Origin of the sequence: Amniculibacterium sp. G2-70 (assembly GCF_014353055.1) — a bacterium.
GTDB lineage: Bacteria > Bacteroidota > Bacteroidia > Flavobacteriales > Weeksellaceae > Amniculibacterium > Amniculibacterium aquaticum.
Window position 1 is genome coordinate 1,545,156 of record NZ_CP060698.1, and the last position, 16,572, is coordinate 1,561,727.

13 protein-coding genes are annotated in these 16,572 nt (G+C 37.2%); 10 read left to right on the forward strand and 3 right to left on the reverse strand.

Annotated elements, in window-relative coordinates; genetic code table 11:
* The first annotated feature begins 6 nt into the window (after positions 1 to 6).
* On the forward strand, positions 7 to 462 hold the full coding sequence (locus H9Q20_RS07125; RefSeq protein WP_124640257.1) for a FixH family protein: 456 nt from the start codon (positions 7 to 9) through the stop codon (positions 460 to 462).
* The gene (locus H9Q20_RS07130) at positions 453 to 1,190 is read left to right on the forward strand and encodes a sulfite exporter TauE/SafE family protein (RefSeq protein WP_124640255.1); all 738 of its coding nucleotides are present in this window, start codon (positions 453 to 455) and stop codon (positions 1,188 to 1,190) included. Before H9Q20_RS07125 ends, H9Q20_RS07130 begins: the two co-directional genes overlap by 10 nt.
* A gap of 49 nt (positions 1,191 to 1,239) precedes the next feature.
* Here H9Q20_RS07130 and lon read toward each other — a convergent pair whose 3' ends face one another.
* Positions 1,240 to 3,645, reverse strand: coding sequence for an endopeptidase La (gene lon, locus H9Q20_RS07135; RefSeq protein WP_187477375.1), 2,406 nt, complete (start codon positions 3,643 to 3,645; stop codon positions 1,240 to 1,242).
* Positions 3,646 to 3,872: 227 nt separating this feature from the next.
* The gene (locus H9Q20_RS07140; RefSeq protein WP_187477376.1) at positions 3,873 to 4,637 is read right to left on the reverse strand and encodes a WG repeat-containing protein; all 765 of its coding nucleotides are present in this window, start codon (positions 4,635 to 4,637) and stop codon (positions 3,873 to 3,875) included.
* Positions 4,638 to 4,851: 214 nt separating this feature from the next.
* Here H9Q20_RS07140 and H9Q20_RS07145 point away from each other — a divergent pair, with 214 nt between their 5' ends.
* Positions 4,852 to 6,999, forward strand: a complete 2,148-nt coding sequence (locus H9Q20_RS07145) for a SurA N-terminal domain-containing protein (protein ID WP_124640250.1) — start codon at positions 4,852 to 4,854, stop codon at positions 6,997 to 6,999.
* An 83-nt stretch (positions 7,000 to 7,082) separates the two neighbouring features.
* On the opposite strand, the gene H9Q20_RS07150 is transcribed toward H9Q20_RS07145, so the two are convergent.
* Positions 7,083 to 8,795, reverse strand: coding sequence for a tetratricopeptide repeat protein (locus H9Q20_RS07150; protein WP_187477377.1), 1,713 nt, complete (start codon positions 8,793 to 8,795; stop codon positions 7,083 to 7,085).
* A gap of 399 nt (positions 8,796 to 9,194) precedes the next feature.
* On the opposite strand from H9Q20_RS07150, the gene H9Q20_RS07155 reads away from it, so the two are divergent.
* The 7 genes from H9Q20_RS07155 to H9Q20_RS07185 all read left to right on the forward strand — a co-directional run bounded on the left by H9Q20_RS07155 (position 9,195) and on the right by H9Q20_RS07185 (position 16,556).
* Positions 9,195 to 10,145, forward strand: a complete 951-nt coding sequence (locus H9Q20_RS07155) for an MlaD family protein (RefSeq protein WP_124640246.1) — start codon at positions 9,195 to 9,197, stop codon at positions 10,143 to 10,145.
* Between the two features lie 12 nt (positions 10,146 to 10,157).
* A complete protein-coding gene (locus tag H9Q20_RS07160) occupies positions 10,158 to 11,492 on the forward strand; it encodes a (Fe-S)-binding protein (RefSeq protein WP_187477378.1) in 1,335 nt (444 codons plus the stop codon).
* 92 nt (positions 11,493 to 11,584) lie between these two features.
* Positions 11,585 to 12,370, forward strand: a complete 786-nt coding sequence (locus H9Q20_RS07165; RefSeq protein WP_124640242.1) for a (Fe-S)-binding protein — start codon at positions 11,585 to 11,587, stop codon at positions 12,368 to 12,370.
* Between the two features lie 74 nt (positions 12,371 to 12,444).
* Complete coding sequence (locus tag H9Q20_RS07170; RefSeq protein WP_124640240.1) at positions 12,445 to 12,936, forward strand: hypothetical protein; 492 nt, start codon at positions 12,445 to 12,447, stop codon at positions 12,934 to 12,936.
* Positions 12,937 to 13,082: 146 nt separating this feature from the next.
* On the forward strand, positions 13,083 to 14,333 hold the full coding sequence (locus tag H9Q20_RS07175; RefSeq protein WP_187477379.1) for a serine hydrolase domain-containing protein: 1,251 nt from the start codon (positions 13,083 to 13,085) through the stop codon (positions 14,331 to 14,333).
* Positions 14,334 to 14,349: 16 nt separating this feature from the next.
* The gene (locus tag H9Q20_RS07180) at positions 14,350 to 16,098 is read left to right on the forward strand and encodes an Ig-like domain-containing protein (protein WP_187477380.1); all 1,749 of its coding nucleotides are present in this window, start codon (positions 14,350 to 14,352) and stop codon (positions 16,096 to 16,098) included.
* Entirely contained in the window at positions 16,098 to 16,556 is a 459-nt protein-coding gene (locus tag H9Q20_RS07185; protein ID WP_124640234.1) for a heme-binding domain-containing protein, read from the forward strand. The genes H9Q20_RS07180 and H9Q20_RS07185 overlap by 1 nt, the downstream gene beginning before the upstream one ends.
* The last annotated feature ends 16 nt before the right edge of the window (positions 16,557 to 16,572 follow it).

Below are 16,572 nucleotides of genomic sequence, written 5' to 3' on the forward strand. Positions count from 1 at the left end.
TTAATTATGTTGAAAAAATTAAATTGGGGACATGGCGTTGTGATTGCCTTGTTACTCTTTATGGGGTTCATCCTATTCATGGTATTGATATTCCCCAACGGGAAGCAAAATTCGGAAATGGTTTCGGATAATTATTATGAAGATGAAATGCAGTATCAAAAAGTAATTGATGCTAAAAACAATGCAGAAACTCTAGAAGAAAAACCTTCTTATACCGAACTTTCTGAAGGAATAAAAATACAATTTCCTAGTAAAATTGTACCGGATACTCAATCAATTCATTTTAGCCTGTTCAGGACCGATGATAAAAATTTAGACATTAACAAAGAGGTTGGTTTGGACAACAACCAAGCATTTGTGATTCCAAAAGAAGTTTTGGTCTCGGGTTCTTATACTTTAAAAGTGAAATGGTCTGTTGATAAAAAAGAATATCAAGTGGATTACGATGTTTTATGGAAATAGCACTTGTAATATCGGCTTTAGCTCTAGGTTTTGCATCAGGGTTTCACTGTATTGGGATGTGCGGGCCTATTGCACTTTCCTTGGGGCTGACAAAGTCTCAAGCCATAAATTATTACCTTCAAAATTTGACCTACCAGTTCGGGAGAATTGTTTCGTATTCTTTTTTAGGAGCGGTATTGGGTATTGTGGGACAAGGGTTTGAAATGGCAGGATTCCAAAAGTACCTAACTGTTTTAGTGGGAGTTCTTTTAATTTTAATGGCTGTTTTTTCCTTTGGGGGTAAAGATTTTGCATCAAAAATTCCTTTTCTTACCCATATATTGTTCTCTGTGAAAAAAAACTTGGGACAATTGCTGCAAAAAGCAGACTATAAATCCAGATTTCTAACCGGTATTCTCAACGGATTTCTTCCATGTGGAATGGTCTATATGGCTCTTACGGCCTCTCTAGCAGCTGGTGGAATATGGCAGAGCGCTTCTTTTATGGCTCTTTTTGGGTTGGGCACGCTTCCGTTTATGTTTGCCGTAGTATTAATCGGTAATCTAATGACACAGGCTTTTAGAATTAAAGTTTTGAAGATAATCCCTTTTATAATGATTGTTCTTGGCGGACTGTTTGTCGTTCGAGGTTTGGAGTTGGGAATCCCTTATCTCTCTCCAAAAGCCGAAGCTTTGCATTTGCACAAAGATCATGATCATCCAGGCGAACATCAAGAGAATTGTCATTAATACAAAAATAAAATCCCTTTGAAATCGTAATTCAAAGGGATTTTATTTTTTATTTTTCTATGGCCAAATCGATCACCTCACTCATTGAATTCACAAAGTGAATTTTTATATTTTTCAAGTAATCTTGTTTTATTTCTTCAACATCTTTACGGTTGGCTTCACATAAAATGACTTCTTTTATTCCGGCTCTTGTTGCGGCAAGTAATTTTTCTTTGATACCACCAACAGGAAGCACTTTCCCTCTTAGGGTAATCTCACCGGTCATGGCAAGATGCGATTTTATTTTTTTATTTCTAAAACTGGACACCATAGAAGACAGCATGGCAATACCTGCAGAAGGTCCGTCTTTTGGTGTAGCTCCTTCAGGTACATGGACATGAATGTTTTTATTTTCTATAAGTTCTACCTCAATGCCCAAGTCCAGATGTTTGGCTTTTATATATTCTAAAGCAATGGTTGCAGATTCTTTCATGACATTTCCTAAGTTTCCGGTCATGGTAAGGTTGCCCTTACCTTTGCTCAAAATACTTTCGATAAATAAAATATCACCACCTACGGATGTCCATGCCAATCCGGTAACCACTCCAGGTACATTAGTGGTTTCAGAAAGGTTTTTAGGTCGTGGTACGCCTAGGATTTCATCAATTTTATCAACGGATATTTTAGGGTCAAAATCTTTTTCCATGGCGGTTTGTAGCGCTACCCATCGTGCTACTGCTGCAATTCTTTTTTCTAAAGTTCTCACGCCGCTTTCAGAGGTGTGGGCCTCGATGATGTGTTTCAATTCTGCATTCCCCAGTTTGAAGGATTTTGCATCCAAACCGTTTTCTTCTTGTTGCTTTTTGATAAGATGTCTCTTGGCAATCTCAATTTTTTCTTCTAAAGTATATCCTGCAATCTCAATCAATTCCATACGATCCAAAAGAGGAGTTTGGATGGAAGAAAGTGAATTGGCAGTGGCAATAAACATGACTTTAGAAAGATCGTAACCCATTTCCAAAAAATTATCGTAAAACGAATGGCTTTGTTCCGGATCCAAAACTTCTAAAAGTGCTGAACTCGGGTCTCCGTGTATGCCTTGTCCCAATTTGTCAATTTCATCTAAAACGATAACCGGATTGGAGCTGCCTGCTTTTTTTATGCTTTGTAATATTCTACCGGACATTGCTCCAATGTATGTTTTTCTATGTCCACGGATTTCGGACTCGTCGTGGAGACCTCCCAAAGACACACGAACATATTTCCTACCTAAGGCATCGGCAATGGATTTGCCTAAAGAGGTTTTTCCTACACCGGGAGGGCCTACCAAACATAAGATTGGAGATTTCATGTTGGCTTTCAGTTTTAAAACGGCCATGTGTTCCAAAATTCTTTTTTTGATATCCTCCAATCCAAAGTGGGCTTTGTCCAAGGTTTTTTGAGCTTTGTTGATGTCAAAAACATCTTGGGTATAAGTGTCCCATGGCAAATCGGTAAAGAAATCCAAATAATTTCTTTGGATGTTGTAGTCGGGGGAGTTGGGGTTGTGTCTTTGCAGTCGTTTAATTTCTTTCTGAAAATGCTCCTCAACTTCTACTGACCAATTTTTATTTTCGCCTTTCAGTTTCAGGTCTTCAACATCCGATTCCGGACCTCCTCCCAATTCTTCTTGTATGGTTCGGATTTGCTGATTCAGGAAGTATTCTCTTTGGTTTTTGTCCAGTTCTTTATTGGTTTTCTGGTGTATTTGATTGCGGAGTTCTAATTTTTTATAGTCTTCCAACATCATTTCATAGCATTTTTCAGCTCTTTTGTGGATTTGTTTTTCTTCCAACAAAATTTGCTTGTCCGAGGCATCAAAATTGGCATTGGTACAGATGAAATTCAGCATCTCTTCACCTTTAGCCATGTTGCTGATGGCAAAGTTGGCACCGTTTGGGATGTTAGGATCCAATTGTATAATTTTCAGAGCCAGATCTTTGATGTTCTCCAACAGGGCATCGTATTCTTCTTTATTTTTAGAAGCAGTATCGGTAAGTTTAGAGATTTCTGCACGGAAATACGGTTGGCTTTCAACAATTTTTTTTATTTTGAATCGTTGTATTCCTTTGGTGATCACCGTAGTGTTGCCATCCGGAAGTTTGATGGTTTTTATTACTCTTACGATGGTTCCTGTTTGATAAAGATCGCTGCCTTCGGGGTGCTCTACATTCGCGTTTTTCTGACTAACAATCCCAATCAGCTCGTTGTTTTTTTGAGCTTCTTGTATTAGTTTTTTACTTTGTTCGCGCCCAGCAGTTATGGGGATTACTATTTTAGGAAACATCACCAAATTTCTTACCGGCAAAATCGGAAAGGTGCTTTGCTTTATGTTTTTGTCATCGGTGGTTTGATCTTTTAGATCTATTTCTTCTGTCACAATGCTGAACCCATCGGTAAGGATATCATCAAAGTCGATGTCATCAAATTCTATCATAATTAACTGACAATTTGTCTATATTGTTGTTTTGAATATAAATCTCCCACTCCCAAATTGTTTGGGAAGCCGTGTTGGTCGAGACTTAAGCTGTATATGCTCAATTCTTATGCCACAGGAGTCGGTAAGACAATTTTACATGTTTTTTAAAAAAAACAGATCGCTAAAAACCCAAGAAAATCCATCTCAGAATTGAAATGGATTTTCTTGGGTTTGAAAATAATAAACTATTTGTAAACTTTGTTTTGATTGTCGATGTAGTAAAAGCGATGTCCGTCTTTGGAAACTTCAAATAAACTGGCCAATTTCCAACTGTAATTTCTTTTGATATCGGCATAGTCAAAAGGAACAATAATGTTGTTGTTGATGTCGATGATGCCAAATTTATTTCCTTTGCCTGCAATCAACATGGGGTTTTCTAAATCATTGCCTTCCAAAACATGAATCATATCGTACTCAGGCTGTATTTTGAATTCCTGCTGATGTTCGTCTTCTGTGTATTTGTCATATTCAATCAATCCGTATTTGCCGTTTACGATGTAGGCCAAATAATGTTGCTTTTGATAATTGCTAATGCATTTTCCTAAATCGTCGTCTTTGAAAGTGTAAACTTTATTGCCGTCTTTATCAATTCGGTATTGGTTGTTGCCGAGCTGAACGGATGCATAGTCCGAACTTCCAAACTTCCGAATGCTTTCATTTGGGGAATTAAGTATCCTGCATTCTTCTGCAAAAAAGCAAACATTGTTATACACGATCGGAATGGAAATGGATCCATTTTGATCTTTGAAGCCATATTTCCCTTTTTGTTGAAAAGGGATTAACGAAGCAACGGGATAACCGATCGTTTGACGATCCGTTTCCACACGGTTGGTGGTTGAATTTTTATTCATCATTTGTGTGTCTGCGCCTCTCGTAGGGACTAAACTAGCAATTTGTGCCGATAGAGAAGCACTGAAAACCACCATTACAAGTAAACTAATTTGTTTCATTCCAATGGGTTTTAAGTTGATACAAAGGTACTTTTATTTTCAATTTTACCATAAGGGTTTTAACTGAACTTTCTTGTAGAATGTGTTTAAAAATCATTCAATTGTTGAAGTTGAATTAATTGAATTTTACTTTTGAATGAAATATTAGATTAAATTTTTATAATCTCTTAAAAATGTGTATTTTCGCACACTATATAAAAAATGATAATATAAAATGGCAGTTTTAACTGAGATTAGAAACAGACCGTGGCTGTTGATGGGTACTATTGTTATTGCACTTCTTGCATTTTTAGTAAACCCAGACAGCATTGATAAAGTCTTTGGGCAAAACCCAGATGTCCTTGGGAAAGTAAATGGAGAAAAAATTACCAGAGAAGAGTATCAAGATCAACTCTTCGTATTGCAACAGCAAGCTCAACAACAAGGTCAGCCAACGACCGGTTTGGAAGAGCAAGCGTGGCAGTTTATGGTACAAAGCAAATTGATCAAACAACAATTTGAGAAAATGGGCTTCAAAATGACCGACGAATTGTTCTGGTCCATGTTGCCTTCAGATCCTATGTTTGCACAAAATCCTTCGAACTTTGACGAAAAAGGAAATTTCAAACTTCAAGACATCAAAAAACAAATTGAAGAAGCTAAAAATTCTAATCCAGAGGTATATAACGGTTGGTTGAAAACCAGAAAATCCATGGAGTATAGAATGATGGCCAACATGGTTTTTAATAACCTAACTGCCGGTATCACAACGGGTAAAAAAGAGGCCGAAGAAATGATGAAGCAAAAAGACCAAGTTGCTGATATTGATTTCGTGAAAGTTAACTACGATGAGTATTTGAAAAAAAATCCTATTAAAGTTACCACTGAAGATCTAAAAAACTATATCGACAAACATCCTCTTCGTTTCAAATCCGAACCGAGTAGAAATATGGGAGTTGTTTTGTTCCCAGCACAAGCAAGTGCAAAAGATGAGGAAGTTATTTTGAAGGAAATGAACAAGTTGTTGTCTGTTGGTTCTGACGCCAGTGGTGGCAAGGAAAACTTCCAAAATACAACCAGCGACTCCTTATTTGTTGATGCCAACTCTGATGTAAGGTTCAACCCTTCGTACATGAATGCCAATATGCTACCGGCTGCAATCAAAGATCAAGTGCCAACAGCAAATATTGGTCAAATTTTTGGTCCGTACAAAGAATCCGGATATTATGTTTTGTCTAAATTGGTAGGTAAAAAACCATCAGACTCTACATTGTCCAGCCACATATTAATCGCTTATAAAGGTGCAGATCGTTCTACTGCAACTCGTACAAAAGAAGAAGCAAAAGCCATCGCCGATAAAATTTTAGCAGAAGTAAAAGCAGATCCTGCTAAATTTGAATTGGAAATGAAACAATCCGATGAACCAAATGCCGTAGAAAGAAAAGGAAGTGTGGGATGGACAACGCCAGAATCTCCATTTGCACCAGGTTATTTGAGCTTCTTGGCAAACAATGCTAAAGGGAATTATGGACTTGCAGAAACCTCTTTTGGATATCACATCATTCATGTTGATGATAAAAAATCCGGATCCATGGGGTACAAAGTGGCGAATGTAGCTAAGTTGATCAAGCCGTCTGCAACCACAGAAAGCGATATCGATAAGAAAGCCAGAAGGTTTATCCAACAAATTCAAGGAAAATCATTCAACGATTTTGAAAACTTGGCAAAAAAAGACAATTATGCATTCAGCAATCCAAAATCTGTGAAAAGATTTGACGGATCTATCCCAGGATTAGGAACCGATAAAGATGCTGAAATTACGACTTGGGCTTTTGATAAAAATAGAAAAGAAGGTGATACAGAATTCTTTACTGTGGACGGAACAGGAGACAGAATTGTTGTGATCCTGAAAGGCATCCAAAATAAAGGTGCTGTAAATCCTGAAAATGTTAGAGACCAAATTGAGCCTATCGTAAAAAATCAATTGGCTGCAAAAAAGATTTCCGAAAAATTGGCTTCTGCTAAAATTGCATCTTTGGATCAAGCGGCTAAATTATTTGGAACAAGCATTCAAAATGCACAAGTTAATCTAATCAACCCACAAGTTGCAGGTTCTATTGAGCCTAGAGTGGCTGGAGCGGCATTTGGTGTTGCGAAAAATAAAGTATCTAACCCAATCGAAGGGAATACAGGAGTATTTGTAGTACTTAAAAAGAACGAAGTGGTTAACAAGCAGCCGGGAGATCTAAAGCAAATGGTACAATCCATTACACAGCAAAATGCTCAGTTCTTCGGACAAGGATTTATCAAGTCACTTCAAGATAACGCCGATATCGAAGATTATAGAATAGAAATTTGGGGTAAAACTGCAACTCAACAATAAGATTCTATTTTTAAATATAAAAAAAAAACAGACTTCAATTTTTTTGAAGTCTGTTTTTTTTTGTGACGAATTTTTTGGATTGCTTATTCATTAGAAATCTCGAACAATGAATCGTATTTGTCACCCAGCTTTTTTCTGAGCCTTTGTTTTGCTTTTTTTACAGCATCGGCACTAATGCCCAAGATGTTTTGTAACTCTTTAGTATTGATGCCTAATTTTAATAGAATGATTAATCGTAAGTTCGACTCTGTCAGATCTTCAAATTGGGTGGTTAGGTATTCAAAATAGTCGGGATAGGCTTCCATGAAGGTCTTTCTGAATGGAAACCAATTTTCGTCCGTCATCAAATGGGATTTCAATAACTTTTGTAAATCGTTTATTTTTTCATTTTTATGAAATGTGCTGCTTTTTTCTAGAGAATTTATTTTTTTGTTTAATGTTTCTATATGTTGGTTCTTTTCATTGAGATACTGAAAGTAGGAGTCGATAGAGTGGTGGGCAGCTTTCAGCTTGTTCTCAGAGTTTATTTTATCGATTTCGGCCGTTAATAAAATGTTTTGATGTTCCGTTTTTTCAATTTTAAACTTTCTATTGATGTTTATGAATGTAAGAGTGGATAAAACCAAAACAAAAACCAAAACAAGAATTAAGATTTTGTTGTTTGTATTGATTTCTTTTAGTTTGGACTTCTCATTTTCCATTTGCAAATTTACAGCGGATAACTGAGCGTGATACTGTGTATTCGTAATGCTTTCAGGTCCGTCGGTATGGGAAAGGTCTTTTTTTAATAGTTCAATTTTTCTTCGGTATTTCAATTCATTTATCGTATCGTTTGTTCTCATAGCGATGCCTTTTAGAAGTATTAGGATTTCCAATTCAGAGGATTTGAAATACGATTTGCTTTCTGCGATTTTTATGGCTTCATGGAGCAAGCTGTCCGATTTTTTTATGTTTTGTTTTGCCTCATAGGCTTTGGATAGCTGTATCAACGCAAACATGGTGTTTTGCTTGGCCTGGTGTTTTTTAGACAGTACGACATCTTCATTTAATAAGGCTATGGCTTTGTCCACTTGCATTTCATCGATATAGATTTGGGACAAGTTGCCGTATATTTTTCCTATTCTTAGCTCGTCGTTGTAGGTTGTTGCAATTTTAAGTGCTTTATTAAAGCTTTTTTCTGCAAGTTCTTTTTTATTTTGTTTTAAGTGAATGATGCCCGTATTGTCATAAAGAGAACTTAGTTTTTGCTGTTCATGAGTGACATTTATGGCTTTTTGTAAATAGATTTGTGCTTCTTTGTACTGTTGGATGGTCATGTAATAATACCCCAAAAACTGATAGGTCTCATCGGAATAGATGATGTTGTTTTCAGAAGTTTTTTCAATTAAAAAAGTAAGGTCAATAACAACGGGTAAGGATCTGGGCATGTTTCGAAATTGATACAAGTACTGTGCATAGTTCAGTTTTGCAAAGATTTCTAAACTTGTAAGATTGTGCTTTTTTGCCAAAACGATTGACTTCTCAAAATAATCGTTTGCCTTCGGAGTTTCTTTGTCCCAAAGTTTAGTTTCCTTGTTACCAAGTTCAATAAGATGTATGCATTTCTCTTCAACCTCATTTAGTTTTACATTTTTGTTCTGGTCGTTTTCTTCTTTCTTTCCGTTCAGGTAAGTTTCGTAATCGGCAACCGTAGTTTCTTTTTTGGAAGTACATTGAACCGTTAAAAAAAGCCAACCATAAAGCAATATGGAAAATAAAATAAGGGTTGAGACTTTTATTTTTTGAAATATTTTCACAGAATTTAGTTTAGTTTTGTAAAAGTACAGCAATATTTTTAAACTTTTCCTAGGTCAAATGTATGATTTTTCAAAGATTTAAAATGTTGAAAATCAAAATGATATAAATATAATAGTTTCTGTCCCCCCTTTTGTCCCTCATATAATTTCATGAAAATGTGATTATGAACATATATTTGTTGCAAGAACTAATAACCATTAGCTTTTAATTGCAACAACCCAAAACGACACAAAACACAGAATGATGAAAAATCTGTTGCAGTTATGAAATTCCAAGAGACAACTTTTTGTTTGTCTCTTTTTTTATGCACTACCCTTTGCTTTGTAAGGGTGTTGGCTTATTTTTAATTCTTCTAAATTCTAAAATCAGTATATTTGCGGATTATAAAATTTTTAATAGTGAAATTTAGCAAAGAAATAAAAGCCGGATTAATAGCCGTTCTAGCCATCGTAAGCTTCGTCGTTCTTTTTCAATTTATGAAGGGGAAATCCTTTTTTTCTACCGATAATACTTTCTATGCTCAGTTTGATGATGTGGGCGGTTTGGCAACTTCCAGCAAAGTGTCCATCAACGGATTGGGGGTTGGACAGGTCGATGAAATAAAACCGATTACCAACAAAGAAGGAAAAATAAGCTTTGTAGTCAAAGTTTTGATCAAAGACAATTTTTCTTTTTCAAAATCATCTACTTTAGAAATTTATGAACCGGGAATGATGTCCGGTAAGGAAGTGAAAATCAATGTGGTGTACGGTGGAGATATGGCAAAAAGTGGCGATACTTTGAAAGGCGGAAACGAACTTTCACTGATGTCCAGCCTTGGCGAAAAAGCAGGCCCTATTTCCGATCAACTTCAACAAGCTTTAAAAAGAGTTGATTCTTTAGCCAGCAATGCCAATAAAATACTTGACGATAAAAATAGAGCTGAAATTCGTGCCCTCTTAATTAACCTAAACAGAACCGTTGCCGGCTTTGAGACAACTTCGAAACAAGTGAACAGCATGTTGGCAAGCAACGATCCTAAGTTGCAAAAACTTTTGGAAAGTGCCGATAAAACCATGGTTACCACCAATTCTGCAGTCGAAAAATACGGAGATTTAGCTAAAAATATCGACACGAAAAAACTGAACGATGCCGTTGCTAACTTGGATGCATCAATCGGTAAACTGAATACCGTTATTTCCGGCATACAAAATGGCGAAGGAAGTCTTGGAAAACTCGCAAAAGATGAACAACTTTACCAAAATATTAGCCAGGCTTCTGCCAACCTTAACAATTTGTTGATCGATCTAAAAGCCAACCCAAAAAGATACATCAACATCTCTGTTTTCGGAAAAAGTACTAAAGACTAAAACCCTCACGATATGCAATATCTAGATAATATTTTATTCGTAATCCTCCTTGTTCTAGGATTTGGATTGTTTTTTAAAGGCCTAAAAGAAATTTACCGAAACATCCAATTGGGAAGACCCGTCAACCGAAGTGATAGACGAAAAGAAAGATGGCAAACCATGTCCCGTGTTGCATTGGGGCAAAGTAAAATGGGAAAAAGACCCATTGCTGGATTTCTCCATGTTTTGGTTTATGTTGGTTTTGTAATCATCAACATCGAGCTGGTCGAAATTATTATCGACGGTACTTTTGGTACGCACCGCTTTTTATCGACCCTTATGGGGCACACCCTTTACGGTGCATTTACCGCAACATTAGAAGTGTTAGCACTTTTGGTATTGGTGGCCGTGGTTTTATTTTTTATCCGCAGAAATATTCTTCATGTAAAAAGGGTGAGCTCAACCGCAAAGGATTTGCAAGGATGGGCCATTAGCGATGCCAATATTATTTTGATCATAGAATTTGCTCTGATGATGGCATTCTTCAAAATGAATTCAGCCGATTTCTTATTGCAACAGAGAGGCGTTTTCCACGAAGTGGGTTCTTTTCCAATCTCTCAATTGTTCATGGTACCTATTTTTGACGTCTTCAACTTCTCAGACGGTTTCTTGATGTTTGTGGAAAAAGGAGCTTGGTGGTTTCACTTTGTAGGAATTTTGGTGTTTATGAATTACTTGTATTTTTCCAAGCACTTGCACATCATTTTTGCATTCCCGAATACTTGGTATGCCAATTTGGAGCCGAAAGGAAAGTTCAATAATTTGGAATCCGTAACCAAAGAAATAAAACTGATGATGGATCCCAATGCAGATCCGTATGCTGCACCTGCTGCAGATGCAGAACCGCCTGCCAAATTTGGAGCCGAAGATGTGTTCGACCTCAATCAGGTACAATTGCTCAATGCGTATTCTTGTACAGAGTGCGGTCGTTGTACTTCATCTTGTCCAGCAAATATTACCGGGAAAAAACTATCACCACGAAAAATTATGATGTCCACCAGAGATCGTATCGAAGAAGTGGGTAAAAACATCAATAAGAATGGAAAATTTGTGGATGATGGCAAAAAACTTTTAGGAGATTATATCACCAAAGAAGAGTTGTGGGCATGTACCAGCTGCAACGCATGTGTCGAAGAATGTCCCGTTCTTATCGATCCTCTTTCAATTATTTTGGAAATGCGTCGTTTCATGGTTATGGAACAATCCGCTGCACCACAAGAACTAAACTTGATGATGTCCAATATAGAAAACAATGCGGCTCCTTGGCAATATAACCAAGCCGACCGATTGAATTGGGCCAACGATTAATCTGTTTGTACCTTTGTAACCACGCTACGCAAACCCATTGGTGCAGTTGCAACGGTACATTTTCAAATGAATAAATTGACAAATTTTAAAAAATGGATTTCAAGATAAAAACAATGGCAGAATATGCTGCCGAAGGTAAAATGCCAGAAGTACTGTTCTGGGTAGGTTGTTCTGGAAGTTTTGATGACAGAGCAAAAAAAATAACCCGTGCTTTTTGTAAAATACTTAATCATATTGGTGTAGAGTTCGCTGTACTGGGACAAGAAGAATCCTGTACCGGCGATCCCGCAAAAAGAGCAGGAAACGAATTTGTATTCCAAATGATGGCGATGACCAACATCGAGATTTTGAATGCTTACGATGTGAAAAAAATCGTAACCGCTTGTCCACATTGCTTCAATACCATCGGGAACGAATATCCTGAATTGGGTGGCAAATACGAAGTTCTTCATCATACACAGTTCCTTAAAAATTTAATGAACGAAGGTCGATTGAAAATTGAAGGCGGAAAATTTGAAGGTAAAAAAATAACCTTCCACGACCCTTGTTATTTGGGAAGAGCCAACGGCGAATACGAAGCTCCAAGAGATCTTTTGTCTAAATTGGATGCCGAATTGGTCGAAATGAAAAGGTGCAAAAGCAGCGGACTTTGTTGTGGTGCCGGTGGTGCACAAATGTTTAAAGAACCGGAAAAAGGGGACAAAGACATCAACATCGAAAGAACGGAAGAAGCTCTCAATGAGAAGCCGGACATCATTGCAACAGGTTGTCCTTTCTGCAACACCATGATTACAGACGGCGTGAAGCATTTCAATAAAAATGACGAAGTTGAAGTAAAAGATATTGCAGAACTTTTGGCCGAAGCCGAAGATTTGTAAACCAACGAATCTCATGACACATTCCAAGAAATCTAGGTTTCTTGGTTTTTTTAATAAATATTCAGTTTGAAAAAATGAAAATAGAAGAATCCAGCATTGTAGAAACCAACGATTATAAAGTGATTATCTATCCTGCATCTCGTAAGATGAAAGCAAAAGAAGTGAAGGAAATTACCGAAAAATTATTCGACTTTCTTCCCCGATGGAATGCTCACGGAAAACCCTTGTCTTCGTCTTTTAAAATTGATTTTTCACAATTCATCATCATCACTGTAGATGAAGAAAATGTGCAAGTGTCCGGATGTTCTGTGGATGCCCTAAATGCATTGATGAAGGACATCGATAAAGAATACAATTTGGGACTCTTTGATAGAATGAAGGCGTGCTATCTGGAAAACAATGAGGTGAAAACCCTCAATCTGAACGATTTTAGATTGGCGGTTAAAAACAAAGAAGTTTCAACTGAAATTGAAGTTTTCGATTTTTCAAAAGATTCGTATGTCAACTATCTCTCCGATTTCAAACTGCCTCTCAGAAGAAGTTGGGCAGGGATATATTGGGACTAATCGTTCAACTTATAATAGATTTAACCTTTCTAAATAATAATTTGGAAAGGTTTTTTTTATAAAGATGTTAAAAAAATATTAATATTAAGATTTACCTTATCAAAACAAAGTAGAAAGCCCTAAATTGCAGTGATTTTGAATGAAGAATGAAGAGAAGTATCATAATGTTTTTGCTCGGGTTTTCCATCATCACCTCTTGCAAAAAAGAAGAAAACTACATCGAAGAAAGCAAAACAAAACTCCCTAATTTTGGAAATGTAAATTTGGATAAAGTCTTTTCCGAAAAGGAAAGCCGCCTGTCCAATGCCGATTCGATAATTCCATACATCAACAATTATTACCAGAAAGTTTGGGAGAAAGGTGACCTAAGCGGTTCTTTTTTGGTAGCCAAAGGCGATCGGATTATTTCTGAAAAATACAGAGGCTTTGCCAGAGAAAACGGAACGGCCATCAATGCCAATACAGCACTTCATGTGGCATCCGTTTCTAAAACCATGACGGCAATGGCGGTTTTGAAGCTTGCCGATGCAGAAAAAATTGATATCAACGATCCCGTTACCAAATTTTTCCCACAATTTCCCTACAAAAAAGTAACGGTTTTCCATCTTTTAAGTCAAAGGTCGGGATTGCCAAAATATGAAAATTTTATAGAAACCATCACACCTCAGCCCGAAGAATTGTCCAAACCTTACCTAAGCAATAAGGATATTCTCAACCTGATGATCAAGTACAAACCCGATTTGGCTCGAGAAACCAACACGGGATTCATGTATTGCAACACCAACTATGCCCTGTTGGCTCTTATTGTAGAAAAAGTGACCGGTGTCTCATTTCCACAAGCCATGAAAGAGATGGTTTTTGCACCTCTAAAAATGAAAAATTCTTTTATTTTCAGAGAAAAGGACATCCCTTCTGCAGCGCAATCGTTCTACAATCGTGGGAACCGACTGTATCCATTGGATCGTTTGGATCTAATCTATGGCGACAAAAATGTGTACACCACACCTCGAGATTTGCTAAATTTTTCAAAAGCACTGTACTCCAAAAATTTTGTTAAATCGGATCTTAAGAAAATGATCTTCCAACCCTACAGCAACGAGAAAAAAGGGATGAACAACTACGGTTTGGGCTTTAGAATGAAAATTTTTGATAACGGTGAAAAACTGACCTACCACAACGGATGGTGGCACGGTACCAATTCGGTTTTTGCCCATCTTCTAAAATCCGATGTGACCATCATTGCCATCGGGAACAAATATTCCAACCGTGTGTACACAGCATTGGCTCTGTCAGGTTTGTTTGAAGATTTCCCGTTGGAAAAATCGAGACTGAGTAAGATTATGAACGATACTGGTTTGGAAAAAGACAGTGCGACTGACAATGCAAACGGAGAATAATTTCTAAATTTGCGAAATGAAGAATTTTCTTTTCCTAATTGTCGTTTCAACATTTCTCATTTCTTGTGCTCGAGTGGGTTCGCCGGTCGGTGGGAAAAAAGATTCCCTGGCTCCGAAGTTTTTGTTTTCTAACATCGACAGCTCAAAGGTCAATGTTCCTGCATCTACCAAAGAGCTTAGGTTGTATTTTGACAAATACATCACCCTGAAGGACATTACAAAAAACCTGACCATTTCGCCTCCCATAAAAAATATTAAAAAGATTTTGCCAAACAGTTTGGCCAATAAATACATCTTGGTACAATGGGAAGATAGCCTAAAAGCCAATACCACCTACAATTTCAATTTTGGTAATGCCATTGCCGATAACAACGAGGGCAATGTACTTTCCTATTTTAACTACGCATTTTCTACAGGCGATCATTTGGACGATTTGTACATCAGTGGAGAGGTCAAAGATGGACTGAAAATAAAGGACTCTAAGGAGTCTAAGCCCATTGTGGTGGGGCTGTATCCCGATAGCGACAGCATCGATTACAAACAAAAACCATATTACATCACCAAAGCAGATGACGACGGCTATTTTGAACTGAATTACCTTTCGCCAGGAACCTACAAACTGATTGCTTTTCAAGATGAGAATGCCAATTCTGTCTACGATTCGGGAAAAGAAAAAATCGGTTTTATTAAAGATGCTTTACACATAGAAAAAAGTATTTCCGGATTGAAACTGGCGGTTTTTCCATCCAAAAAGCAGGTGAAATTTAAAGAAGCAAAAGCAGTTTTGGGCGGTGTTTTGTTCCTGTACGAAGGACATCCGGAACATGTAAAAATAGAATCGCTGACGGAAAAACTAAAAGAGTATCGTGTGAGCCACCTGCCAAAATCCGATACCGCGATGGTCTGGTTTGATGCCAAAACTCAAAATATTGGAGTGGATAGTCCGGAAGGAATAAAATTTTCTTACCAAGCCGATGCGCAACCCCAAAAAGAAACTTCCATTACCTATCGTTATCAATCCAAAGACGATTTAACATTGAATAGCGAAGAAACGGAATTGGCTCCCAATGAAGATTTTAAAATAAATTCTAATTATTTTGTAAAAGAACTGAACACCGAAAAGTGGTCGTTGAAAGTAGATAGTCTTATTACTCAAGCTTTTACAGCAACGGTATCACCTACCAATCCTTATCAAATCCTTGTGAAATCCGATTTCAAATCCGGGAAAAAATACCAACTCACGGTACCTAAAGAAACGATTTCTTCTTTTTACAAATCAAATTCCAAATCCTATCTTTGGGACATTTCTGCGGATGGAATAGAACAATACGGAAAGCTGACCGTTAACCTATCACCAGTACCTGCTGTGCCTTTTTGGGTGAAATTGTTTGACTCGGCCAATACCGTAAAATACAGCAAAAAAGCAGAAACTAGTGAGGTGGTCTTTGATATTGTGAAACCGGGAACTTATTTCATGAAAATTTTTATTGATGAAAATAAAAATGGGCAATGGGACGAAGCCGATTTTGAAACAAAAATCCACGCCGAACCAGTAAAAATCTATTACAAACCGGTTTTGGTAAAAGCACTTTGGGAAATGGTAGAACCTTGGGATCTGAACGACAATCGCACCTTGGAAACTTCGTCAACAGAGGCGAATTCCGGATTGGGTACAGAGGCGAAGGATAGGGCAAAACCACAAAACCGCCCCGTTCATAACAACCAGCCTAAAAGAGAGCCTGGAAAATTAAAAATGAAAAATTAATGAAAAAATTAGTTAAAATACTCGTTATACTTGTTGTTATTTTTGGTCTAATGCAATTGGTACCTGTAGATAAAGTAAACCCACCGGTAAAGGTTTCAGAAAATTTTGTTTCGGTTTTCAATACGCCGAAAAATGTTCAAGAAATTCTGAAGTCGGCTTGTTACGACTGCCATTCCAACGAGACCATTTATCCGGATTATGCCAAAATAGCTCCTGTGTCTTGGGCCATAAAAGATCACATCAACGAGGGTAGGGAGCATCTTAATTTTTCCATTTGGACCACCTACAATCAGGATCTAAAAAGAAATATGTTGGAAAGCAGCATTGCCGATTTGGAACAAAACCGAATGCCCATTGCAGGATATACGGTTTATCATCCTGACGCCAAATTGAACGATGCCCAGAAAAAAGTGTTGATTAACTATTTCACCGATATTTTAAAGTCGGAAAAGTATTAAGATCATTAATTCTAAT

What these genes read in the sequence shown, in the direction of transcription:
- H9Q20_RS07125 (WP_124640257.1), top strand. Translation starts at nt 7, where the DNA reads ATGTTGAAAAAATTAAATTGGGGACATGGCGTTGTGATTGCCTTGTTA.
- H9Q20_RS07130 (WP_124640255.1), top strand. Translation starts at nt 453, where the DNA reads ATGGAAATAGCACTTGTAATATCGGCTTTAGCTCTAGGTTTTGCATCA.
- lon (WP_187477375.1), bottom strand. Translation starts at nt 3,645, where the DNA reads ATGATAGAATTTGATGACATCGACTTTGATGATATCCTTACCGATGGG.
- H9Q20_RS07140 (WP_187477376.1), bottom strand. Translation starts at nt 4,637, where the DNA reads ATGAAACAAATTAGTTTACTTGTAATGGTGGTTTTCAGTGCTTCTCTA.
- H9Q20_RS07145 (WP_124640250.1), top strand. Translation starts at nt 4,852, where the DNA reads ATGGCAGTTTTAACTGAGATTAGAAACAGACCGTGGCTGTTGATGGGT.
- H9Q20_RS07160 (WP_187477378.1), top strand. Translation starts at nt 10,158, where the DNA reads ATGCAATATCTAGATAATATTTTATTCGTAATCCTCCTTGTTCTAGGA.
- H9Q20_RS07165 (WP_124640242.1), top strand. Translation starts at nt 11,585, where the DNA reads ATGGATTTCAAGATAAAAACAATGGCAGAATATGCTGCCGAAGGTAAA.
- H9Q20_RS07170 (WP_124640240.1), top strand. Translation starts at nt 12,445, where the DNA reads ATGAAAATAGAAGAATCCAGCATTGTAGAAACCAACGATTATAAAGTG.
- H9Q20_RS07175 (WP_187477379.1), top strand. Translation starts at nt 13,083, where the DNA reads ATGAAGAGAAGTATCATAATGTTTTTGCTCGGGTTTTCCATCATCACC.
- H9Q20_RS07180 (WP_187477380.1), top strand. Translation starts at nt 14,350, where the DNA reads ATGAAGAATTTTCTTTTCCTAATTGTCGTTTCAACATTTCTCATTTCT.
- H9Q20_RS07185 (WP_124640234.1), top strand. Translation starts at nt 16,098, where the DNA reads ATGAAAAAATTAGTTAAAATACTCGTTATACTTGTTGTTATTTTTGGT.